The following is a 21,515-nucleotide window of genomic DNA, read 5'->3' on the forward strand; positions in this document are numbered from 1 at the left end:
ACTTTATCATTCACGGATGGATTCCCTGCGCCTGACCATTGAAACCGACCTGTCCCGCATCGACGCCCACGCCTGGGACGCCTTGGCCGGTGATCAACCCTTTCTGCGGCATGCATTCCTGTGCGCGATGCACGAAACAGAATGCGCCGCGCCGGCATCGGGATGGGCGCCGCATTACCTGGCGCTATGGCGCGATGATGCGCTGGCGGCGGCCGTGCCGCTTTACCTGAAGTCCCATTCGCGCGGCGAGTACGTGTTCGACTACGCCTGGGCCGACGCCTTTCAGCGCCACGGCATGCGCTATTACCCCAAGCTGCTGTCGGCCATTCCGTTTACGCCGGTCACGGGGCCGCGCCTGCTGGCGTCCAACGACGAAGACCGCGCCACGCTCGTGCGCGGCCTGGTTGCCTTCGCCGAGGAAATCAAGGTGTCGTCGCTGCACGTGTTGTTTCCGTCGGACGCCGACATGCGCGTGCTGCGCGAGGCGGGGTTCATGGTGCGCGAGAGCGTGCAGTTTCATTGGACCAACCCCGGCTACGCGGATTTCGACGCCTTCCTGGCGATGATGAGCCACGACAAGCGCAAGAAGATCCGGCAAGACCGCAAGAAGGTCGCCGCCGCTGGCGTGTCCTTCCGCTGGCTGCGCGGCGCCGAGATCGGCCCCGCTGAACTCGGCTTCTTTTATGACTGCTATTGCCGCACGTACTTCCAACATGGCAACCCGCCGTATCTGAACCGCGATTTCTTCGAACGCGCGCATCGCGAACAGCCGGATGCATTCGTGCTGGTGCTGGCCGAGCGTGATGGCGAACCCGTGGCGGCGGCCTTGAACCTGGCGGGTGGCGACGCGCTGTACGGCCGCTACTGGGGCGCGACGGAATACGTGCCGGGGCTGCATTTCGAGACCTGCTACATGCAATCCATCGCGTATTGCATCGCGCATGACATCAAGCGCTTTGAAGGCGGGGCGCAAGGCGAACACAAGATGGCGCGCGGCTTGCTGCCCACGCCGACGTGGTCGGCGCATTGGGTGGCGCATCCGGGCTTTGCCGAAGCCATCCAGAACTTCCTGGACGAAGAGACTTCGGCCGTCACGGACTACCTGGGCGAACTGGAATCCCATACGCCGTTCAAAGGGAGCGCGTAGCGCGCTTGGATAGCGCTTGGGTAGCGCTTGGGCAGCGCGTAACGCGCGTACCCCTGCCCGCGCGAGCCACTTACAGGAAGCGATCCAGCAGCTTGCGGCTGTGCTTGTCCAGGGACAGGATGTCGCGCACCAGATAGAAGATGCCGTGGCTGTCGGCAATCAACAGCGTCTGCGGGCTCAGGCGGCGGATGTCTTCCTCGCCGCGCAGCGTAAACGATGTCGGGCCGCGATCCGTTTCGACCTTCCAGGTGCTGGGCGTGGCGTAGGTGGACACGCTGCTCAGCTTTTGGATTTCGGGCATGAATTCGCGCCCGGCAAGCTCTTCCTCGATCAGGGCGCGCTGCGGCGCTGGGACGTCGGACAGGTGTTCGATCCACAACAGTTCATGGCCGTCGCTGGTCACCAGCGACAGGCCTCGGCCGGCTTCACTGATCGGGAAAGCGCGCACGGGGATGACCCCTTCGTGCGTCTCGCCGTCGGCGGAGATGAATTCCAGACGCCCGAAGGCATTGCGGCGCAGATCAAAGAGAGGCAACGAGGAAGGCAAGGTCATGAAGAGAATCCCGATTCCGCGTCAGGCCACGGCGGCCATGTCTTCGCTGCCCGACGCCTGTGCGTCGGCTTCGGCCTGGCGCGCCTGCGCCTGGTAGAGACGATAGTAGGCGCCCTCGTGGGCCATCAATTCTTCGTGCGGACCCTGCTCCACGATCTGGCCACGGTCCAGCACGACCAGCCGGTCGGCCTTGCGCAGCGTGCTCAAGCGGTGCGCGATGGCGATGGTGGTGCGGCCCCGCACCAGGTTGTCGAGCGCCTTCTGGATTTCCTTTTCGGTGGTGGTGTCCACCGACGACGTGGCTTCGTCCAGGATCAGGATGCGCGGGTCGATCAGCAGCGCACGCGCGATCGAAATGCGCTGGCGTTCACCGCCCGACAAGGCCTGGCCGCGCTCGCCCACCAGCGAATCGTAGCCATGCGGCAGGCGCAGGATGAATTCATGTGCGTGCGCCGCGCGCGCCGCCGCCACGATTTCGTCGCGGGTGGCATCGGGCTTGCCGTAAGCGATGTTCTCGGCAATGGTGCCGAAGAACAGGAAAGGCTCTTGCAGCACCAGCCCGATGTTGCGCCGATAGTCGGCCACGCGCACGGAACGGATGTCGATGCCGTCCACCAGCACCGCGCCTTCGGACACATCGTAGAAGCGGCAGATCAGGTTGATCAGCGTGCTCTTGCCCGAACCGCTGTGCCCCACCAGGCCGATCATTTCGCCCGGCTCGATGCTCAGGTCCAGCCCCCGGATCACCTGGCGGTTGCCATAACGAAAGCCCACGTCGCGCAGTTCAATGCGGCCATTGATGTGCGGCAGCGTGGCGGGCTTTTGCGGCTCGGGCACGCTGGACACATGGTCCAGCACATCGAAGATGCGCTTGGCGCCGGCGGCCGCTTTCTGCGTGACCGAGACGATGCGGCTCATCGAATCCAGGCGCATGTAAAAGCGCCCGATATACGCCAGGAACGCCGCCAGCACGCCCACCGTGATCTGGTTTTGCGACACCTGCCAGATACCGAATATCCACACCACCAGCAGACCCACTTCGGTCAGCAGCGTCACCGTGGGTGAGAACAGAGACCACGTTGTGTTCACGCGGTCGTTGACTTCCAGGTTGCGGTTATTGGCTTCGCGAAACCGCGCAACCTCGCGCTTTTCCTGCGCAAACGCCTTGACCACGCGTATGCCGGGGATCGTGTCGGCCAGCACGTTGGTGATCTCGGACCAGATGCGGTCGACCTTTTCAAAGCCATGGCGCAAACGGTCGCGCACCGCGTGGATCATCCAGATGATGAACGGCAGCGGCACCAGCGTGACCAGCGCCAGCCAGGGGTTGATCGTCACCAGGATCACCGCCGTCATGACAATCATCAGGATGTCGGTGGCGAAGTCCAGCAGATGCAGCGACAGGAACACGCAAATGCGATCGGTCTCGCTGCCAATGCGGGAGATCAGGTCGCCTGTGCGCTTGCCGCCAAAATACTCCAGCGACAACTGCTGCAAGTGCTCATAGGTGGTGGTGCGCAGGTCGGCGCCGATGCGTTCGCTGACCCAGGCCAGGATGTAGGTCCGGGCCCAGCCCAGCCCCCATGCCAGCAAGGCGGACGCCAGCAAACCGCTTAAATACAGGCGGACCTTGTCGTAGTCGATCGGCGCGCCGTTCTGGAACGGAATCAGCACCTCGTCCATCAACGGCATGGTCAGGTACGGCGGCACCAGGGTGGCGGCGGTGCCCAGCAAGGTCAGCAAAAACCCCGCCAGCAAGGGGCCGCGATACGGCCGGGCGAATCGCCACAGGCGCAACAGCGCCCAGGTGGACGACGGCGCGGCCAGTTCCTGGTTGCAGGTGGGGCATTCCTCTTCGCCTGCGGGAATGACGTTATTGCAGACGGTGCAGTTGCGCTCTTGCGGCGCTTCTTCCGGCTGGCCGGACAGCCGGATCGCCTGTTGCGATTCGAACTGGGCCAACAGGCGCAGCGCGGCCGGATTGCGGGCCAGAGTGAAGCGCCAGACCGCCAGGCGCGCGGCATCGTCGTGCAATTCCAGCACGGCGGCGCCCGCATGATCGGTGAGACTTAGCGACAGTTGCGGCCCATAGACCCAGGATTCCCAGCCGTTATCGGCGGAATTGCGGGCCAGCAGGCGGCGGTCGGTGGCTGCGACCAGCCCAGGCTGGAACTTCAGCCGCTGATCCAGGTCAATTTCAACCCAGGCCAATATGGTTTCGTCATCCGCGAGTTCAGCGCGGATTTCGTCCCGCCAGCGGGCAGGAAATGCATCGGCAAGGCCGGAAAGCAGGTGTGGTTTTTTCATTGGAACGCATACCGGGCCAGGACTCTGCCCTACTAGGCGGCAACCGGTTTACCACCCACGGCGGCAAACGTGTCCCTTCCTTACAACACAACGAATCGACGCCTTGAAGGCGTCGTATAGTAGCAGCCGATTTTTCTAATTAGGAATATCTGGGATCCCCCACTCGTTGGCATTATTCTTGAAGCGCAACCCCGAAAATTCTTAATAGATTCGCGGTCTTACCTAGGGGCGTCCGCGCGTGCCAACCTGCTTCTCACGTAAATTAAAACATGAAAAAGAAAGACATTGAATTTCTCGATGTCGTGGCTTTGCGCGGCCCGAACATTTGGACCTATCGCCCGGTCCTGGAAGCATGGGTGGATATTGGTGAACTGGAGGACTATCCGTCCAACACCATTCCCGGGTTTTACGAGCGCCTGTCCGAATGGCTGCCGACGCTGATCGAACACCGATGCAGCCCCGGCGTGCGCGGCGGATTCCTGGCCCGCCTGAAAGAAGGCACCTGGCCCGGCCACATCCTTGAGCATGTCACCCTGGAATTGCAGAACCTGGCCGGCTTGCGCGGCGGCTTCGGCAAAGCCCGGGAAACGTCGACTCGCGGCGTCTACAAGGTTGTGGTGCGCGCCTGGCAGGAACAGGTGACGCGCACCGCCCTGAACGAAGCGCGTGACCTGGTCATGGCGGCCATTGAAGACCGCCCCTTCGACGTGCCCGCCACCGTTGCGAAACTGCGCAGCCTGGTGGACAAGCACTGCCTGGGACCCAGCACGGCCTGCATCGTGGATGCTGCCGATGACCGCGATATTCCGTATATCCGTCTGTTTGAAGGCAACCTGGTGCAGTTTGGCTACGGCTCGGCCCAGCGCCGCATCTGGACGGCCGAGACCGACCGCACCAGCGCCATCGCCGAAGGCATTTCGCGCGACAAGGACCTGACCAAGGAACTGTTGTCGACCTGCGGCGTGCCGGTGCCGGAAGGCCGCCTGGTCGATAGCGAAGACGACGCCTGGGACGCCGCCGAAGACATCGGCCTGCCCGTGGTGGTCAAGCCCTACGACGGCAATCATGGCCGGGGCGTGTTCACCAACCTGACGACCCGCGAAGACGTGGTGGCCGCCTACCGCGTGGCGGTGGACGAAGGCAGCGGCGTCATCGTCGAACGCTTCGTGCTGGGCAACGAGCACCGCCTGCTGGTGGTGGGCAACCGCATGGTGGCCGCCGCCGCCGGCGAACCCGCCTGGGTGACGGGCGACGGCACGTCCACCATCACTGAACTGATCGACAGCCAGATCAATATCGACCCGCGCCGTGGCCGCACCGAAAACCATCCGCTGAATTTCGTGCGCCTGGATTCCGCCGCCCGGCTGGAAATCGCGCGCCAGGGCATGTCGGAAGACAGCGTGCCGGCTGAAGGGCAGCGTGTGCTGGTGCAGCGCAGCGGCAACGTGGCCTTCGACGTGACCGACCGCGTGCATCCCAGCATTGCCGCCACCGTGGCCTTGGCCGCGCGCGTGGTGGGCCTGGACATCGCCGGCGTGGACCTGGTGGCCGAAGACATCACCCGGCCGCTTGCAGAGCAACGCGGCGCCATCGTGGAAGTCAACGCCGGCCCCGGCTTGCTGATGCACTTGAAACCGGCCGACGGCACGCCGCGCCCGGTGGGCCGCGCCATCGTCGACCACCTGTTCCCGGAAGGCGACGCGGGCCGCATCCCCATCGTGGGCGTCACGGGCACCAACGGCAAGACCGTCGTGGCGCGCCTGGTCGCGCGCTTGCTGCACCTGTCGGGCAAGCGCACCGGCCTGGCTTGCAGCGAAGGCCTCTACCTGGACCGCCGCCTGGCGCACAAGGGCGACCACGCCGACTTCGCCTCCGCCACCCGTTTGCTGATGAACCGCAACGTGGACGCGGCCGTCATCGAGAACGACAGCGGCGTCATCCTGGGCCAAGGTCTGGCCTATGACCGCTGCCAGGTGGGCGTGGTCACCAACATTGACGACGCCGACCATCTGGGCGACTTCGACATCAACGAAACGGAGCGCATGTTCAATGTGTTCCGCACGCAAGTCGATGTGGTGCTGCCGACCGGCGTGGCCGTGCTCAACGCACGCGACCCGCGCGTAGTCGAGATGGCCGAACTGTGCGACGGTTCCGTGATTTTCTTTGGCATCGACCCCGCCCTGCCCGCCATTGCCGCCCATCTGCAACAAGACGGCCGCGCGGCGTTTGTGCGCGACGGCGCCATCGTCCTGGCGCAAGGCGCCCGCGAAGAGCGCTTGGCGGATGTTGCCGCCATTCCGCTGACCCACGGCGGGCGCGTGGCCTTCCAGGTGGAAAACGTGCTGGCCGCGGTGAGCGCCGCCTGGGCCCTGGACATTCCCGTGGAGCTGATCCGCGCCGGCATCGAAACCTTTGACATCGACCAGGCCGACGCGCCCTGGCAGTTCACGCTGTTTGAACGCAATGGCGCCACGGTCGTGGTGGACGACGTGCACAACGCGTCGGCCTTGCGCCCGCTGATCGCCGCCATTGATCAATTCCCCGCATCGAGCCGTGCCGCCGTCTATTCCGCCGGCGCCGACCGACGCGACACGGACCTGATCGAACAGGGCCGCCTGCTGGGCGATGCCTTTGACCGCGTTGTGCTCTATGACGACGACACGGTGAAGAGCAAACGCCCGTCGGGGCAGGCGCGCGCGCTGCTGCGCCAGGGCTTGTCGCAAGGCAGCCGGGTGAAAGACATCCAGGACGAGCCTGACCATGGCAAGGCCATCGAGAGCGTGTTGAACGGCATCGCGGCGGGCGACTTCGTCCTGCTGCAATCCGACGAAGCCTTCTCCGGCCCCACCATCGATCTGGTGCGCCGCTGGATTCAACAATACTGACAGGAACACCTGCCATGGAAGTTTCCCGTATCCGTGCCCTGCGCGGCCCCAATCTGTGGAGCAAGAACACGGCAATCGAGGCCATTGTTTCTTGTGCCGACGCCGAGTGCTCCATCGACAACCTGCCCGAGTTCGAAGCCCGCCTGCGCGCGCGGCTGCCGCAAATCGGGCTGATGCGCCCGGAAGGCCATCAAGGCGCCGTGTCCATCGCGCATGTCTTGCAGATTGCCGCGCTGACGATGCAGGCGTACGCCGGTTGCCCGGTCACCTTCGGCCGCACGTCGGCCACCATCGAGCCCGGTGTGTTCCAGGTAGTGGTGGAATACAGCGAAGAAGCCGTCGGCCTGCTGGCGATGGAACTGGCCCAGCAGCTCGTTCGCGCCGCGCTGGACGACACGCCGTTCGACCTGGCCGACGCGCTCAAGCGCTTGCGCGATCTGGATGAAGACGTGCGCCTGGGACCCAGCACCGGGTCCATCGTGAACGCCGCCGTCGCGCGCAACATTCCCTATCGCCGGCTGACGCAAGGCAGCATGGTGCAGTTCGGCTGGGGCAGCAAGCAGCGCCGCATCCAGGCCGCTGAAACCGACCTGACCAGCGCCATTTCGGAATCCATCGCGCAGGACAAGGACCTGACCAAAATGCTGCTGGACGCCGCTGGCGTGCCGGTGCCGATGGGCCGTTCCGTGACGTCTGCCGAAGAAGCCTGGGAAGCCGCGCAAGCGCTCGGCGGCCCGGTGGTGGTCAAGCCCCGCGACGGCAGCCAGGGACGCGGCGTGGCCGTCAATATCGAAACGCGCGAACGGGTGATCCAGGCCTTCGAGGTTGCCGAGGAAATCAGTTCGGAAGTCATCGTCGAACGCTATATTCCCGGCCACGATTTCCGCCTGCTGGTGGTGGGCGGCAACATGGTGGCGGCCTCGCGCCGCGACCCGCCCCAGGTCACGGGCGACGGGCAGCACACCATTCGTGAACTGGTCGATCAGGTCAATGCCGACCCCTTGCGCGGCGACGGGCACGCCACGTCGCTGACCAAGATCCGCTTTGACGACATCGCGCTGGCCACGCTGCAAAAGCAGGGTTTCGACGCGGATTCCGTGCCCGCGCCCGGCACCCTGATCTTCCTGCGCAACAACGCCAACCTCAGCACCGGCGGGTCGGCCACCGACGTGACCGATGAAGTCCACCCCGAGATGGCGGCACGCGCCGTGTCCGCGGCCCGCATGATCGGCCTGGACATCTGCGGCGTGGACGTGGTGGCCGAAAGCGTGCTCTTCCCCCTGGAAGACCAGCATGGCGGCGTGGTGGAAGTGAACGCGGCGCCGGGGCTGCGCATGCACCTGAACCCCTCTTTCGGCAAGGGCCGCCCCGTGGGCGAAGCCATCATCGCCAACATGTACGCCGACGGCGACGACGGCCGCATTCCGGTCGTGGCCGTGGCCGGCACCAACGGCAAGACGACCACGGTGCGCCTGACCGCTCATCTGCTGGGCGCGGCCGGCAACCGCGTCGGCATGACCAATTCCGACGGCGTGTACGTCAACAACCTGCGCATCGACACCGGCGATTGCAGTGGCCCGCGCAGCGCGCGCAGCGTGCTCATGCACCCGGACGTAGACGCGGCCGTATTCGAAACGGCGCGTGGCGGCATCCTGCGCGAAGGCTTGGCGTTTGACCGCTGCAACGTCGCCATCGTCACCAACATCGGCATGGGCGACCATCTGGGCCTGGGCTACATCAGCACGGTGGAAGACCTGGCCGTGGTCAAGCGCGTCATCGTCCAGCACGTGCATCCGACGGGCACCGCGGTGCTGAATGCCGCCGACCCCATCGTGGCCGAGATGGCCGGCAGTTGCCCGGGCTCCATCACGTACTTTGCCGAGGACCGCAACCACCCGGTGCTGACCACGCACCGCGCGCAGGGCCTGCGTTCGGTGTACCGCGACGGCGACGCGATCGTGGCCGCGCAAGGCGCACAAGAGATGCGCTTTGCGCTGGCCGACATCCCGCTCACGCGCAATGGCACGATTACCTTCCAGGTGGAAAACGCGATGGCGTCGATTGCGGCCGCCTGGGCGCTGGGCCTGGACTTGGACGTCATCCGCCACGGCTTGGCCACCTTCGTCAACGATGCCCAAACCGCGCCCGGACGCTTCAACGTGTTCGACTACCGCGGTGCCACGGTCATTGCGGACTACGGCCACAACCCGGACGCGATCCTGGCCTTGGTGCGCGCGGTGGACGCCATGCCCGCCAAGCGCCGTTCGGTGGTCATCAGCGGGGCGGGCGACCGCCGCGACGAGGACATCCGCATGCAGACGGAAATCCTGGGCGCGGCGTTTGACGACGTGCTGCTGTACCAGGACCAATGCCAACGCGGGCGCGCCGACGGCGAAGTGCTGGCGTTGCTGCAGGAAGGCCTGGTCGGCGCCCCGCGCGCGCGGCACATTGAAGAGATCCACGGCGAATTCCTGGCTATCGACACCGCGTTGGCGCGGCTGCAAGCCGGGGATTTGTGCCTGATCCTGGTGGACCAGGTGGAAGAAGCGCTGGACCACATCGCCAAGCGCATCGCGCAGCCGTGACGCTGGCTGCGGTGGATGAGGCCATGCGGTAACTCAACCGCGGCAAATGCAAACGGGGCGCGCAGGCGCCCCGTTTGCATTGCCCGGCCAGGCAGCCATACGGCCCGCGGCCGTACGACCCACGGCCATATCAAGAACCGCCCACTGCCCTGGCCGACGCGATCAAGTGCTGGGCGTCACCGCCTGCGTGGGCGCCGTGGCCTGGTACCGGTCCGTCACGTGCGTGCATCCCACCGCCGCCATGGCGGCCAGCGTCAGCAAAATCGCGCTGCAAAGTCGTTGCGTCATGCGTGCCCCTTCCTATTTCGTTGATGAAGCATGAAGTGTTGAATCACGAAGTGTTCCGTCACGACTATACCGGCCCACCCTCAACCCAACCAGTGCCGCGCGTCTCAAAAAATCGCCGCATCTTCCGTTACGAGGCCCGCTCAAAAGGGGACAAGACATTGCCGGAATGTAACTCCTGCTCTATGGCCGCCCGCCTCTTTTTTCCGTCGGAAAGCGCGCCAGGAACCCGGCTTTGCGCTGTTACATTTACCGACAGCGAGGTTTGACAGCCCCCGGGCCGGCTCGTACGGTAGGGGCTAGCTGATCAGTGTCCTAGTCAACCGCGACTGCAAGACTTATAGGCCATGAGCCTTGTGTCGCACGCAGAGAAGAAGAGAGGTCACCATGAACAACGACATCATCGCCGGCAAGTGGAAGCAAATGACTGGCAAGGCCAAAGCCGCCTGGGGTGAACTCACCGACGACGAATTGACCCGCTCGGAAGGCAATGCCGAACGCCTGGCCGGTCTGATCCAAGAGCGCTACGGCAAGACCAAGGAAGAAGCGCAAAAGGAAGTCCGGGATTTCTTCGACCGCAATCCCTGAATCTCACCCCGCCTTGATCGGTCGAAACCACTGGAGAAGCTGACATGTTGCATTACGCCGTAGTTTTCTTCGTCATCGCGATCATCGCGGCGGTTCTCGGTTTTGGCGGCATCGCCGCCGGGGCCGCGGGTATCGCCAAGATCCTGTTCTTCGTATTCCTGGTGCTGGCGCTCTTGTCCATCTTGAGCGGCGCCCTGCGAAAAAAATAGAACTCGTCGATAGAACGCATACCCCTACACAATAAATTTGATCGTCTGCCGCGCAGCCTGTTTTCGCGGCAGACCATACGAACAAGGAGCACGACTATGGAATTCCGCAAGCTGATCGCCGCCGCCGCACTGGGAACTGGCGCTGTCTTCACTTCCATGGCTTTTGCGGCGGATGATGGCAAGCCCAAGCAATCCGTGGGCGAGTACGCCTCCGACGCCACCATCACCACCAAGATCAAGGCCGCCTATGTTGCCGACAAGCAATTGAGCGCGCTGGACATCGCCGTGGAAACCAACAACGGCGTCGCGACGCTGACCGGTACGGTAGCCACGGCGGCTGAAGCCGATCACGCCGCAACGGTCACCCGTGGCATCGAAGGCGTGAAGCAGGTGAAGAACAACATCAAGGTCGACGCGACCAAGAAGTAAACCAGAGCACGTAGCAGGACGGCCCCGTTCCATACCGAGGCCTAGAGAGAGCACGGCGCCTGTGGCTGACACAGGCGCCGTTTTTCATGGGCGGCGTTCAAGGGCCGCGTGCCGTCAGATACTGATGGTGCCCCGGCCGATTTCCAATGCCCGGCCACCCACCTGGATGCGGCCGTCGGCCAGCACGTCCAGCAGCAGGCGGCATGGCCTGCCCATCTGGTCGCCCTGCTCAACCAGGATGCTGACGGGCAAGGAGCGTTGTTGGTGGATCAGCCAACCGCCCAGGTTGGCGCAGGCCGAACCCGTGCCCGCATCTTCATCAACGCCGCCGCCCGCCTTCGCGAAGAAATAGCGCGCCACCACCACCTGGCGAGCGTCGCGCACATTGCCTTCATCAAACGCAAACACGTACAGCGTCTTGCGGCCCAGGCTGCTGGCTTGCCAGCGACTGAGCTTGGATGCGTCCGGCGCCGCCCGGCGCACCGCGTCCACGCTGGCCAGGGGCACCAGCAATTGGTCCGCGCCGGTATCCACCCAGATCGGGTCGGCGGCAAGGTCATCCGCGCTCAGGCCGACCAACGCCGCGATCTCGGCGCGGCCCAGTTCGGGCGTCGCCGTCTGTACGCCACCGGGGCATGGCGCGGTGAATGTCCAGGCATCGCCTTGTGCTTGCACCGGCACGATGCCCGCGGCAAATTCCAGCGTCAATGCATCGCCCGTTTGCCGAAGCTCGCGCACCACTTGTGAAGTACCGATCGTGGGATGGCCCGCGAACTTCATTTCGTAGCCGGGGGTGAAGATGCGCACGCGCGCATCGGCCTTATCCGACGGCAGGATGAAGGTGGTTTCGGAAAGATTGAACTGCGCCGCCAGGTTCAGCATCGTGGCGTCGTCCATGCCGCGCGCGTCTTCAAACACGCAAAGCTGGTTGCCGCTGAAGGTGGTTGATGCAAAGACGTTAAGCAGGCGAAAGGCGTAGGAAGTCATGGACTGGCGTGTAGGCATCAAGGCGCCGGCGGACCGGCAAGGCGTTCCACTTTATCGCAGTGGCCCGCCGCCAGCCATCAAGCAGTACTTACCAGATCGCAAAGAAAAACACCCATGCCAGGCAGAACGGCGCCAGGCCCGCCGCCAGCACGATCCACGCGGCCAGCTTGCGCACGCCACTTGCCGCGCGCGGCTTGAGCAGGCGGGCGAACAGGCGCAGGGTCCACAGCACGGCCAGCGTCAGCAGCGTGAAGCGCACCGGCCCTGCCCACGCGGCTTGCACCCCTTCGTGCTTGAGCAGGTTGACCGTGGTGGCGGACAGGCCCAGGAACACGCCGATGCCCGCCGACGGAATCAGCGCCTGCGCCAGCTTGTGCACGCCCGGACGAATCCAGCGCCAGGCGGGCGCATCGGCCACGGCCGCCGCGGGCGCCAACCGGTCCCCGATCCACAACGACAGGAAGCTTGCGCCGCCCACGATGACGGTGGCGCCCACGACAAACATCAGGATGCCCGCGCCGTCCAGCCACGAGAAGCTGTCGTTCACGTCGGGGTAGTGCGTCAAGATGAACCAGGGCGCGTTGTCCATCAACGGCCACATGATGTCGCGCTCGACCAGCCAGGTGGCGGCCCATTGCTTGGCGGTCACGTACCAGGGGCTGGCGCTCCAGAGAAAAGCGCCGATCGCGATGCCCATCAAGCCAAAGCACAGCAACACGGTCTGCCAGGCATCGCCGTCGGCGACGTGCACGATTTCTTCTTCGGGCGAACGCGGCGTCAGTTCAATGGCGCCACGGTAGCCGCTGCAACGCCCGCACATATGGCAGTCGCCCGCGCCCTTCATATGGCGCAGGGGCACCAGCGGCGCACAGTTGATGGGTTCGATCCGGATGACCGGATGGCGCCACTTTTCTTCGTCGACCTTGAAATGCCAGGGCGCCAGCTTGGCCAGCAAATTGAACACGCCGTTGACCGGGCACAGGTACTTGCACCACACGCGCTTGCTGCGGCCATAGCGCCACCCGACGATCATCGCCGCCACGGTGGACCCGCCCAGCACAACCAGAACCGCCAGCGGGTATTGATAAACGCTGACGAGTTGGCCGTAGATTGTCGTCAGCGCGAAGGCCACGAAAGGCCAGCCGCCCCAGCGCATCCATTTCGGAATGGCGCGGCCCTGCCCGCGTTCACTGGCCCACTCGGTCAGCATGCCCTCGGGGCACAGCCAGCCACACCAGGCGCGGCCCAGGATCGGCATCGATATCAACACGAACGGCCACCACACGCCCCAGAACGCGAACTGCGCGACGACGGTCAGGTTGTTGAACACCGATGCCGCGTTGTCGGGCAAGGGCATGATCGCGGGCACGATCAACAGGAACGCGTACAGCGCAACAATGCCCCACTGCAGCTTGCGCAACAGCGGGGCATGGTCACGAAGAAAATCGGCGATCCGGGAGGTCGCCCTCCCGAGTACAGCAGCCATGGTCAAACCTTCACAGTGTTCAGTCCGGCATCACGTCGGAATCAGGATGCATTGCGGGACGGGGCCGGAGCCGGAGCCGGAACCCGGGCGGGTTTGTCGCCCACCCAGCGCAGCAGCGCCCAGACCACGACCCAGTAAGCCACCCACAGCAAGACCGAGGTCAGGGCCGGGAAGGCGCGGTAGCCCGCGAAATCCGCCAGCACCTTGCCCACGCCGCTGCTGTCATCCAACAACCACGAGCTGTCCCACACGGGGTCGATGATCGTCGGCAGCACGTCCAGCGAAATCAGGTGGTCCAGGCCGCCAACCAGCAGCGAACCGGCCAGCAGCAGCAACAGGATTTCGGTCACGCGGAAGAAGCGGCGCCACGTAATCAGCTTGCCGCCCAGTTGCAGCAGCCAGAACGTCAGCAAGGCCACCGCAAAGCCGGCAACACCGGCCAGGGCCAGCATGAGCATGTCGCTGCCGCCTTCGCCCGCCGACACGGTGCCATACAGGAACACCACCGTCTCGCTGCCTTCGCGCGCCACGGCAATGGCCACCAGCACGAACAGGCCCCACCAGTTGTCGTTGGCGACCGAACTGCGCGCGCCGCTTTCCAGTTCGCTTTTCAAGGTGCGGCCGTGCTTCTTCATCCACACGACCATCTGCACAACCAGCGCGCACGCCGCCAGCGACATGATGGCCTGGAACCATTCCTGGCCTTCGTCGCTGAGCCAGGACGACACGCCCAGCAACACCAACGCCAAGGCCACGGCCAACGCCAGGCCTGCCGCAACGCCGCCCCACAGGTAGTTCAGCCCGCGCTTGCCCTCGGGCGTGGCGCGCAGCCAGGTATACAAGATACCCACCACCAGCAACGCTTCGACGCTTTCACGCCAGACAATAAATAGAACCTGTTCCATGTGTAGCTACCGCTTATTCCTTGGGCTTGACGACCAGGGTGCCTTTCACGCTTTGGTGAAAGTCATCAAAGAAGGGATATTCGCCGGGGCGGGAAATGGTGATGACCACAAAGGACTTCACCCCCGGGCCCAACACTTTTTCCTTGCGCAACGGAATGCTCTCGAATTCCACCGGCTCGTTGCTTTCGTTGATGAGTTCAATCTTGAAACGGCCGGCGGGCACTTCCAGGGTTGCCGGCTCGAACGTGCCGTTCGGCTTGAACCTGAGCGTGAACGTCGGCAGTTCGGCCGCCTGCGCGGGCGCGATGCCGGCCAGGGCGGCCAGGCCGATCAGTGCGGCGGCAATCAGGCGATGCAGGCGGCGCACGATCAATATCCGCCCTTCTTGCCGGTGCCGGCGTAGACGAATTCGTAGTCCAGTTCAAAGGGCTCGAACCACGGACCCACGCCGGTTTCCTTGTCGACGTGGCGGCCGAAGTGGGCCATCTTGTTTTCGGACGGCGGCAGGATCGTGTACTTCAGCTTGTACTTGCCCGGGCCTTCCAGCTTGACGTTGTCGCCGTAGTGCGGGCCGTCGTTGGCCACCATGGGCATGAAGGTGCCCTTCTGCACGTTCTGGCTGCCGACCTTCTGAATTTCAAAGTTCACGACCAGATACGGCACCCACTCGCCTTCGGGAAAGCCGGTCTTGTTGCCGGCGGTGGCGTGGATATCGGCCTCAAGGTGGACATCCGAATCCTTGGCGGGACGCATCATCCCGGGCGGATCCATTTCGATCGGCTGCAAGTACACCGCGCCGATTTCCATGCCACCCTTTTCTGCCGGCTTGCCGATGGGGTATTCAGCCGCATTCGCGGCCGATACGCTCAGGGCGACGATGGCCAGCGCCAAGGCTTTCTTGATCATGTGCATAATCCTTGAGACACAAATGAATGGCGGTTCAAAAACATAAACAAGAACCGTTTGCATTAATGTAACGAAAAAAACTGACATCACCCTGAACCGAAAGGCCCTGGATGCGTCAGTTCATTGCGTTTGCTCAAGGCGCCGCACGGCCACAAAAAAGCCGGCAAGGCGAGTGCCAAACCGGCTGCTGGCGGGCAAAAGGCGGCGTTGCGCGCCCTCGCCTCCGGGTGCTTACTTGCGGCCCTGGCCCGGCGTGCTGCCGGGCGTGAACGGGAACGTCGAGAACATCGCGCGCGTCTGGTCCTGCATCTGGTCTTGCATCTGCACGAACAGGTTTTTGCTCTGGTCGATGTAGTTGTTCATCATGTTTTGCAGCATGGGCGTTTGCACGTTCATGAACTGCGTCCAGGCTTCCGGTCCGAACTGGCTGCCGTACAGGCCCTTGGACTGTTCCGCCATGCGCGTCTGGATTTCCATGAAGGCCTGGATGTTCTTCTCAAGGTAAGAACCCATGATGCCCTGCATGGCATGTCCGTAGAAACGGATGATCTGCGACAGCATGTTCGACGAGAACATGGGCATGCCGCCACTTTCTTCTTCCAGGATGATCTGCAACAGGATGCTGCGCGTCAGGTCTTCACCGCTCTTGGCGTCGATCACCTGGAACTCTTCGTTGGCCAGGACCAGTTGCTTGACATCTGCCAGAGTGATGTAGGTGCTGGTCCGGGTGTCGTATAGGCGACGGTTGGGGTATTTTTTAATCAGGCGCAGGCTGGCGCCGGTTTGTGCTTGCGTCATGTGTGTCCCCGGATCGGGCGATCTCTAAGACTTCGAATAAGGTGGAGTGTAATGCTGGAAGGCCCTCTCCCCGAGACCTTCCAGCGCTTTGGGCCGCCGGGGCGGCCCGCTGACCGTCATCAGCCCATGTGCAGGCCGCCGTTGAGCGAGAAGTCCGCTCCGGTGGAAAAACCGGATTCGTCCGACGCCAACCACGACGTCATCGACGCGATTTCCTCGGGCGTGCCCAGGCGGCGCACCGGGATGGTGGCCACGATCTTTTCAAGCACTTCGGGGCGGATGGCGCGGACCATGTCCGTGCCGATGTAGCCGGGCGAAATCGTGTTGACGGTCACGCCCTTGCTGGCCACTTCCTGCGCCAACGCCATGGTGAAGCCGTGTATGCCCGCCTTCGCCGTGGAATAGTTGGTTTGGCCGAACTGGCCCTTCTGCCCGTTCACCGAGCTGATGTTGATGATGCGCCCCCACTGCCGTTCGACCATGCCCTCGATGACCTGCTTGGTCACGTTGAACAGGCTGTTCAGGTTGGTGTCGATCACCGCGCGCCAGTCGTCGGCGCTCATTTTGCGGAACAGGCCATCGCGGGTGATGCCCGCGTTATTGACCAGCACGTCGACACCGCCCAGTTCGGCCGTAATCTTCTCGAAGGCCTTCACCGTGGATTCCCAGTCCGATACGTTGCCCACCGATGCGTGGAACGTGTAGCCCTGCGCAGCTTGCTCATCCAGCCATTGCTGGTAATTGCGGCTGGGGCCGCAACCTGCCACGACGCGAAAGCCATCCTTGGCCAAGCGCTGGCAAATAGAGGTGCCGATACCGCCCATCCCGCCTGTTACGTAAGCCAGTTTTCCGCTCATTGGACTTCCTCCTGTGTGCGACGGACGCCTCGTTGATTAACTTTCTTCTTGGTCCCGAGCAAACCGCGTATTGCGGCTTCAGGCTGCCCGGACCTTTACATACCTGCCAGGCGCCGGCTCGATCGGCTGGTGCTTGGCATTGCCTAATTTTGTACGCGCCTTGACCTGCTTGCCCGCGTGCTCCGCCAGCCAGGCCGTCCAGTCCGGCCACCAACTGCCGGCCTGTTCCGTGGCTTGCGCGAACCAGGTGTTGGGATCACCCGGCATGTCATGGCCCTTCTGGCCCAGCTTGTCGGCCACCCAGTAGCTGCGGCGTTTCTTGGCGGGCGGATTCACCACGCCCGCGATGTGGCCCGACGCCCCAAGCACGAAACGCTGGGGCCCGCGCAGCAATTGCGTGGAGGCATAGGCCGACACCCACGGCACGATGTGATCTTCACGCGAGCCGAAAATATAGGCCGGCATGGTCAGGCGGGTCAGGTCCAGCGGCATGCCGGCGGCTTGCGCGCGGCCCGGCACTTTCAGATTGTTCTCAAGATAGGTATTGCGGAAATACCAGGAAAAGAACGGGCCCGGCAGATTGGTGCTGTCGCCATTCCAGAACAGCAGATCAAACGGCGGCGGCTTCTGACCCTTCAGGTAGTTGCCGACCACGTAGTTCCAGACCAGCTCATTGGGCCGCAGGAACGAGAACGTGGTGGCCAGGTCGCGGCCAGGCATCAGCCCGCCGTTGCCAAGCTGATGATCGCGCAGCAGCGCATGGGCTTCGTCGACAAAGACGTTCAGGATGCCGGTGTCGTGGAAGTCCAGCAGCGAGGTCAGCAAGGTCAGCGAGGCCACCGGGTGTTCGCCACGCGCCTCGGCCAGCGCCAGTGCCGAGGCCAGCATCGTGCCGCCCACGCAAAAGCCCAGCGCGTTGACCTTGGGCTGCTTGGTGATGTCGCTGGCCACGCGCAGCGCTTGCAGCACGGCGTCGTCCAGGTAATCGGACCAAGTGGCGCGGTCTACGCCGTCGGCGTCGCCCGCCACCGGGTTGCGCCACGAAATCAAGAACACCGTTTGGCCCTGGTCAACCGCATAGCGCACGAAGGAATTCTCGGGCTGCAGATCCAGGATGTAGAACTTGTTGATGTTCGGCGGCACGATCACCAGCGGGCGCTCGTGCACCGTGGCCGTCGAGGGCGCGTACTGGATCAGTTGGAACAGCTTGTTCTCGAACACCACTTCGCCGGGCGTCACCGCCACGTTGCGGCCGATTTCGAATTGCGATTCGTCGGTTTGGGTGATGCGGCCTTTCTTGACGTCGCCCAGCAGATTGGCCAGCCCTTCGTTCAGGGCGCGGCCGGCGCTTTCCACGATAGATTGCTGGGCGTCCGGATTCAAGGCCAGGAAGTTCGACGGCGACAGCGCATCCACCCACTGCATGATGGAAAACCGAAGCCGGTTGCGCATGGGCTCGCTGACCTGCGCCGCGTCAACCATGCGCTGCATGGCACGCGCCGACAGCAGGTAGGTGTGCGCCAGCAGCAGATGCGAGTTGTTGGCGGCCCAGGCATCGCCGGCGAAGCGGCGGTCGGCCGGGGGCACGAGCGCGCCGCGCCGGGCGTCGTCACAAAGGCGCTGCCATTCGCGAGAGAATTCGGCCTGAATGTCGGCCAGGATTTCCGGTGCCACGCTCACCGGAATGGGACCTGCGGAGAGATTGGCGTTCACTTCCACACCTTGTTATCGACACTGCTCAATTGATGTTGCATTCCGGGTCCATCACTGTCAATGCGGGTATACAAGGAGTTTCGCGGCAGGGGTTCAAGCCTTCCGCGACAGCCTTGCGCCAGATCAAACCGGGTCGAGCCAGGCCAGCAACGCCATGCGTCCGGTTTCGGTGTCGCGACGGTAAGAAAAGAAGCGCTGCGCTTGCGATACCGTACACATGCCGCTCAAGGCCACCTCTTGTACCCCGGCGCGGCGCAGGCGGAAATCCGCCAAACCGGCGAGGTCGGCCAGCCACTTGCCGGGCAAGCCCGGCCGGGGCGTGAAGTAGCGCGCGGTGGCGGGATCATCCGCCGTGAAGGCGTCCAGCACGTCCTGCCCCACTTCGAAGGCCTGCGGGCCGATGCCGGGGCCGACCCAGGCGCGCCAGCCGGTGGCCGTTGGCACCTTGGCGCGCATGGCGGCCAGCGTATGTTCCAGGACGCCGCCCGCCAGGCCCCGCCAGCCGGCGTGCGCCGCGCCCAGCACCTTGCCATCAGCATCAGCGATCACAACGGGCAGGCAATCGGCCACCATGACGGCCAGCACCCGACCCGGCTGCGAGGTAACGCTGGCGTCCAGCGCGGGCTCGTCGGGCAGCTCGGGGGAATCGGCATCCACGACCTCGCTGCCGTGCACCTGGCGCAGCCATAACGGGTTACCCGGCACGGCGGCGCGTACCCGGCGCCGGTTCTCGGCCACGGCGGCGGGGTCGTCGCCCGCGCGCAGCCCCAAGTTCAGGGTGTCGTGCGGCGCCACCCCCACGCCACCGGCCCGGGTGGTGCAGAAGTACGTCACGCCGGGCCACGGGGGGCCGGTGACAACGGGCAGGCTGGCTATCACGCGGTCCATGCAATCGTCTCCTGAACCTGTGTCATGTCGGCGGGCACGTCGGCGGCGAATTGCACCTCGCCGTTGCCGCCGGGGTCGTCGAAATGCAGGGCGCGGGCGTGCAGCATCTGGCGCGTTGCCCCGGCAATGTTCTTGCCGCCGTAGATGGTGTCGGCCAGCAGCGGGTGCCCCAGGCTGGCCATGTGGACGCGGATCTGGTGCGTGCGGCCGGTCTCCAGGCGGCACACCACTTCCGTGACGCGGCCGCCCGGGTCCACCTGGCCGCGACGGGCCGGGGCGTAATTGGTAATGGCGGGTTTGGGCGCGACCGGGCGTTCGACGCTCATGCGTATGGGCACGCGGGCGTCGCGGCCGATGGCACGGTCGATCTTGCCGGCCGCCGCCACCCAGCCATGCGCCAGGGCTACGTATTCGCGGCCCATGCTGCGCGCTTGCAACTGGCGCACCAGATGCGTCTGGGCCTTTTCATTGCGGGCCACCACCATGAGGCCGGAGGTGTCCTTGTCCAGCCTGTGAACGATGCCCGCCCGCGCTACCGCCGCCAATTCCGGGTAGCGATACAGCAGGCCGTTGAGCAGCGTGCCGCTCCAGTTGCCGGCGCCGGGGTGCGTGACCAGGCCCGCGGGCTTGTTGACCACGATCCAGTCGGGGCTTTCGTCCACAACGATGAATTCAACGGGTTCGGGAGTGAAGGCGCGCGCATCGGGAGCGGGCTGGGCCCAGACCAGGAGCTCGTCGCCCGGGCCCACTGTCTGGCGGATCTTGCCGGGCGCGCCGTTGACGTGCACATTGCCGGATTCGATCCAGCCTTGCAGGCGGCTGCGGGAATGGTCGGGCAACAAGCCGGCCAGCACCTTGTCCAGCCGGTCGGCGCGGGTACTGGAAGGCACCGTTACAAGTTGCGGTTCGCCGCGAGTTTCGGCGGGATTTTCATCAGGAAGGCCCGGGAATTCGTCGTCGGAAACGAGATCTGTGCCGGCGGCTGTATCAGACATGGAGACAAATCATATAATCAGCCTGCCATGCTAACACCAAGGATACGATTCTCGTGATTCACCACCCCGCAGCTCCCTTGAACCCCGCATCCCGAAGCGGGCCGGTTTTGCGCGTGGTTATCGCGCTATTTGCCGTATTGGTCATCGCCGGTTGCGGCTCGACCAGCACCAAATATGACAAGACCACCAACTGGAGCGCCGAACAGCTCTACGCCGACGCCAAGGCCGAAATGTCCTCCGGAGGCTGGAAGGAAGCACGCGAACGCCTGACCGCCATCGAAAGCCGCTACCCCTTCGGCGTATACGCCCAGCAAGCCCTGCTTGAACTGGCCTACGTCAACTGGAAAGACGGCGAAAACGAACAGGCCCTGGCCGCCATCGACCGCTTCCAGCAGCTCTACCCCAACCATCCCGGCACCGACTACGCGCTCTACCTGAAAGGCCTGATCAACTTCACGCCGGCCAGCGCGTTCATGACCAACATCACGGGCCAGGATCCCGCCGAACGTGATCCCAAGGGTCTGCGCGCGTCCTACGACGCCTTTAACGAGCTGATCAAGCGCTACCCGGAAAGCAAGTATTCGGTCGACGCCGAAAAGCGCATCGCCTGGCTGGTCAACACCATCGCCATGAACGAAGTGCACGTCGCCCGCTACTACTACGAGCGCGGCGCCTACGTGGCCGCCGCCAACCGCGCGCAAACCGTCATCACCGACTTCGAGGGCGCCCCCGCCACCGAAGAGGCGCTCTATCTGATGGTCTCGTCCTACGACAAGCTGGGCATGACCGACCTGAAGAACGACGCCGAGCGTGTCTATAACAAGAACTTCCCCGATAGCACCTTCAAGACCCAGGGCCTGCAGGCCGACCGCAGTTGGTGGAACCCGTTTGACTGATTGATCGCCGATCGGTCAGCTTCAACGCATGGGAAACGAAAAGCCCCTTGGAGAACCTCCAAGGGGCTTTTTTCTTGTGCGTTGGGCGTGTGGGCG

Annotated in this window: 20 protein-coding genes; 7 read left to right on the forward strand and 13 right to left on the reverse strand. The window is 64.1% G+C overall.

Annotation, left to right across the window (positions count from 1 at the left end; genetic code table 11):
• Positions 1 to 16: 16 nt before the first annotated feature.
• Entirely contained in the window at positions 17 to 1,147 is a 1,131-nt protein-coding gene (locus CVS48_RS27605; RefSeq protein WP_100857210.1) for a GNAT family N-acetyltransferase, read from the forward strand.
• A gap of 70 nt (positions 1,148 to 1,217) precedes the next feature.
• On the opposite strand, the gene CVS48_RS27610 is transcribed toward CVS48_RS27605, so the two are convergent.
• Both CVS48_RS27610 and CVS48_RS27615 read right to left on the reverse strand, forming a co-directional pair.
• Entirely contained in the window at positions 1,218 to 1,700 is a 483-nt protein-coding gene (locus CVS48_RS27610) for a cyanophycin metabolism-associated DUF1854 family protein (protein WP_100857211.1), read from the reverse strand.
• Between the two features lie 21 nt (positions 1,701 to 1,721).
• Positions 1,722 to 4,007 (reverse strand): cyanophycin metabolism-associated ABC transporter, encoded by a 2,286-nt coding sequence (locus CVS48_RS27615; protein ID WP_100857212.1) that lies wholly within the window; start codon positions 4,005 to 4,007, stop codon positions 1,722 to 1,724.
• A 269-nt stretch (positions 4,008 to 4,276) separates the two neighbouring features.
• On the opposite strand from CVS48_RS27615, the gene cphA (CVS48_RS27620) reads away from it, so the two are divergent.
• Positions 4,277 to 6,892, forward strand: coding sequence for a cyanophycin synthetase (gene cphA / locus CVS48_RS27620; protein ID WP_100857213.1), 2,616 nt, complete (start codon positions 4,277 to 4,279; stop codon positions 6,890 to 6,892).
• A gap of 14 nt (positions 6,893 to 6,906) precedes the next feature.
• Positions 6,907 to 9,477, forward strand: coding sequence for a cyanophycin synthetase (gene cphA / locus CVS48_RS27625; protein WP_100857214.1), 2,571 nt, complete (start codon positions 6,907 to 6,909; stop codon positions 9,475 to 9,477).
• Positions 9,478 to 9,639: 162 nt separating this feature from the next.
• Here cphA (CVS48_RS27625) and CVS48_RS29815 read toward each other — a convergent pair whose 3' ends face one another.
• Positions 9,640 to 9,765: a hypothetical protein gene (locus CVS48_RS29815; protein ID WP_272868269.1), complete on the reverse strand. Its 126-nt coding sequence runs from the start codon at positions 9,763 to 9,765 to the stop codon at positions 9,640 to 9,642.
• A 384-nt stretch (positions 9,766 to 10,149) separates the two neighbouring features.
• Between CVS48_RS29815 and CVS48_RS27630 the strand changes: the two genes are divergently transcribed.
• The 3 genes from CVS48_RS27630 (at position 10,150) to CVS48_RS27640 (ending at position 10,988) form a co-directional block, all read left to right on the forward strand.
• The gene (locus CVS48_RS27630) at positions 10,150 to 10,350 is read left to right on the forward strand and encodes a CsbD family protein (protein ID WP_100857215.1); all 201 of its coding nucleotides are present in this window, start codon (positions 10,150 to 10,152) and stop codon (positions 10,348 to 10,350) included.
• Positions 10,351 to 10,394: 44 nt separating this feature from the next.
• Positions 10,395 to 10,559, forward strand: a complete 165-nt coding sequence (locus CVS48_RS27635) for a DUF1328 domain-containing protein (protein WP_006218179.1) — start codon at positions 10,395 to 10,397, stop codon at positions 10,557 to 10,559.
• A 96-nt stretch (positions 10,560 to 10,655) separates the two neighbouring features.
• Positions 10,656 to 10,988, forward strand: a complete 333-nt coding sequence (locus CVS48_RS27640; RefSeq protein WP_100857216.1) for a BON domain-containing protein — start codon at positions 10,656 to 10,658, stop codon at positions 10,986 to 10,988.
• A gap of 114 nt (positions 10,989 to 11,102) precedes the next feature.
• Here CVS48_RS27640 and CVS48_RS27645 read toward each other — a convergent pair whose 3' ends face one another.
• The 10 genes from CVS48_RS27645 to CVS48_RS27690 form a co-directional block, all read right to left on the reverse strand.
• A complete protein-coding gene (locus CVS48_RS27645; protein ID WP_100857217.1) occupies positions 11,103 to 11,975 on the reverse strand; it encodes a PhzF family phenazine biosynthesis protein in 873 nt (290 codons plus the stop codon).
• Positions 11,976 to 12,063: 88 nt separating this feature from the next.
• Positions 12,064 to 13,461, reverse strand: coding sequence for a 4Fe-4S binding protein (locus CVS48_RS27650; RefSeq protein WP_100857218.1), 1,398 nt, complete (start codon positions 13,459 to 13,461; stop codon positions 12,064 to 12,066).
• 41 nt (positions 13,462 to 13,502) lie between these two features.
• A complete protein-coding gene (locus CVS48_RS27655) occupies positions 13,503 to 14,366 on the reverse strand; it encodes an FTR1 family iron permease (protein WP_100857219.1) in 864 nt (287 codons plus the stop codon).
• Between the two features lie 13 nt (positions 14,367 to 14,379).
• Positions 14,380 to 14,733 carry a cupredoxin domain-containing protein gene (locus tag CVS48_RS27660; RefSeq protein WP_419191423.1) on the reverse strand — a complete coding sequence of 118 codons (354 nt, stop codon included), beginning with the start codon at positions 14,731 to 14,733 and terminating at the stop codon, positions 14,380 to 14,382.
• 2 nt (positions 14,734 to 14,735) lie between these two features.
• The gene (locus CVS48_RS27665) at positions 14,736 to 15,272 is read right to left on the reverse strand and encodes an iron transporter (RefSeq protein ID WP_100857220.1); all 537 of its coding nucleotides are present in this window, start codon (positions 15,270 to 15,272) and stop codon (positions 14,736 to 14,738) included.
• A gap of 231 nt (positions 15,273 to 15,503) precedes the next feature.
• A complete protein-coding gene (gene phaR / locus CVS48_RS27670; RefSeq protein WP_100857221.1) occupies positions 15,504 to 16,070 on the reverse strand; it encodes a polyhydroxyalkanoate synthesis repressor PhaR in 567 nt (188 codons plus the stop codon).
• A 119-nt stretch (positions 16,071 to 16,189) separates the two neighbouring features.
• Entirely contained in the window at positions 16,190 to 16,927 is a 738-nt protein-coding gene (gene phbB / locus CVS48_RS27675) for an acetoacetyl-CoA reductase (protein ID WP_100857222.1), read from the reverse strand.
• A gap of 78 nt (positions 16,928 to 17,005) precedes the next feature.
• Positions 17,006 to 18,640, reverse strand: coding sequence for a PHA/PHB synthase family protein (locus CVS48_RS27680; protein ID WP_100857890.1), 1,635 nt, complete (start codon positions 18,638 to 18,640; stop codon positions 17,006 to 17,008).
• Positions 18,641 to 18,763: 123 nt separating this feature from the next.
• The gene (gene pgeF / locus CVS48_RS27685) at positions 18,764 to 19,528 is read right to left on the reverse strand and encodes a peptidoglycan editing factor PgeF (RefSeq protein ID WP_100857223.1); all 765 of its coding nucleotides are present in this window, start codon (positions 19,526 to 19,528) and stop codon (positions 18,764 to 18,766) included.
• Entirely contained in the window at positions 19,516 to 20,523 is a 1,008-nt protein-coding gene (locus CVS48_RS27690) for an RluA family pseudouridine synthase (protein WP_100857224.1), read from the reverse strand. Before CVS48_RS27690 ends, pgeF begins: the two co-directional genes overlap by 13 nt.
• Before the next feature lie 107 nt (positions 20,524 to 20,630).
• Between CVS48_RS27690 and CVS48_RS27695 the strand changes: the two genes are divergently transcribed.
• Positions 20,631 to 21,419 (forward strand): outer membrane protein assembly factor BamD, encoded by a 789-nt coding sequence (locus tag CVS48_RS27695; RefSeq protein WP_100857225.1) that lies wholly within the window; start codon positions 20,631 to 20,633, stop codon positions 21,417 to 21,419.
• The last annotated feature ends 96 nt before the right edge of the window (positions 21,420 to 21,515 follow it).

Source organism: Achromobacter spanius (genome assembly GCF_002812705.1).
Classification (GTDB): domain Bacteria; phylum Pseudomonadota; class Gammaproteobacteria; order Burkholderiales; family Burkholderiaceae_B; genus Achromobacter; species Achromobacter spanius.

Bases quoted from the DNA above. Each gene is read 5' to 3' on its own strand.
- CVS48_RS27640 (WP_100857216.1), top strand. From the start codon at position 10,656: ATGGAATTCCGCAAGCTGATCGCCGCCGCCGCACTGGGAACTGGCGCT.
- phbB (WP_100857222.1), bottom strand. From the start codon at position 16,927: ATGAGCGGAAAACTGGCTTACGTAACAGGCGGGATGGGCGGTATCGGC.
- CVS48_RS27605 (WP_100857210.1), top strand. From the start codon at position 17: ATGGATTCCCTGCGCCTGACCATTGAAACCGACCTGTCCCGCATCGAC.
- CVS48_RS27690 (WP_100857224.1), bottom strand. From the start codon at position 20,523: ATGTCTGATACAGCCGCCGGCACAGATCTCGTTTCCGACGACGAATTC.
- pgeF (WP_100857223.1), bottom strand. From the start codon at position 19,528: ATGGACCGCGTGATAGCCAGCCTGCCCGTTGTCACCGGCCCCCCGTGG.
- CVS48_RS27645 (WP_100857217.1), bottom strand. From the start codon at position 11,975: ATGACTTCCTACGCCTTTCGCCTGCTTAACGTCTTTGCATCAACCACC.
- cphA (WP_100857214.1), top strand. From the start codon at position 6,907: ATGGAAGTTTCCCGTATCCGTGCCCTGCGCGGCCCCAATCTGTGGAGC.
- CVS48_RS27665 (WP_100857220.1), bottom strand. From the start codon at position 15,272: ATGATCAAGAAAGCCTTGGCGCTGGCCATCGTCGCCCTGAGCGTATCG.
- CVS48_RS29815 (WP_272868269.1), bottom strand. From the start codon at position 9,765: ATGACGCAACGACTTTGCAGCGCGATTTTGCTGACGCTGGCCGCCATG.
- CVS48_RS27615 (WP_100857212.1), bottom strand. From the start codon at position 4,007: ATGAAAAAACCACACCTGCTTTCCGGCCTTGCCGATGCATTTCCTGCC.
- CVS48_RS27630 (WP_100857215.1), top strand. From the start codon at position 10,150: ATGAACAACGACATCATCGCCGGCAAGTGGAAGCAAATGACTGGCAAG.
- phaR (WP_100857221.1), bottom strand. From the start codon at position 16,070: ATGACGCAAGCACAAACCGGCGCCAGCCTGCGCCTGATTAAAAAATAC.
- CVS48_RS27610 (WP_100857211.1), bottom strand. From the start codon at position 1,700: ATGACCTTGCCTTCCTCGTTGCCTCTCTTTGATCTGCGCCGCAATGCC.
- cphA (WP_100857213.1), top strand. From the start codon at position 4,277: ATGAAAAAGAAAGACATTGAATTTCTCGATGTCGTGGCTTTGCGCGGC.
- CVS48_RS27655 (WP_100857219.1), bottom strand. From the start codon at position 14,366: ATGGAACAGGTTCTATTTATTGTCTGGCGTGAAAGCGTCGAAGCGTTG.
- CVS48_RS27650 (WP_100857218.1), bottom strand. From the start codon at position 13,461: ATGGCTGCTGTACTCGGGAGGGCGACCTCCCGGATCGCCGATTTTCTT.
- CVS48_RS27635 (WP_006218179.1), top strand. From the start codon at position 10,395: ATGTTGCATTACGCCGTAGTTTTCTTCGTCATCGCGATCATCGCGGCG.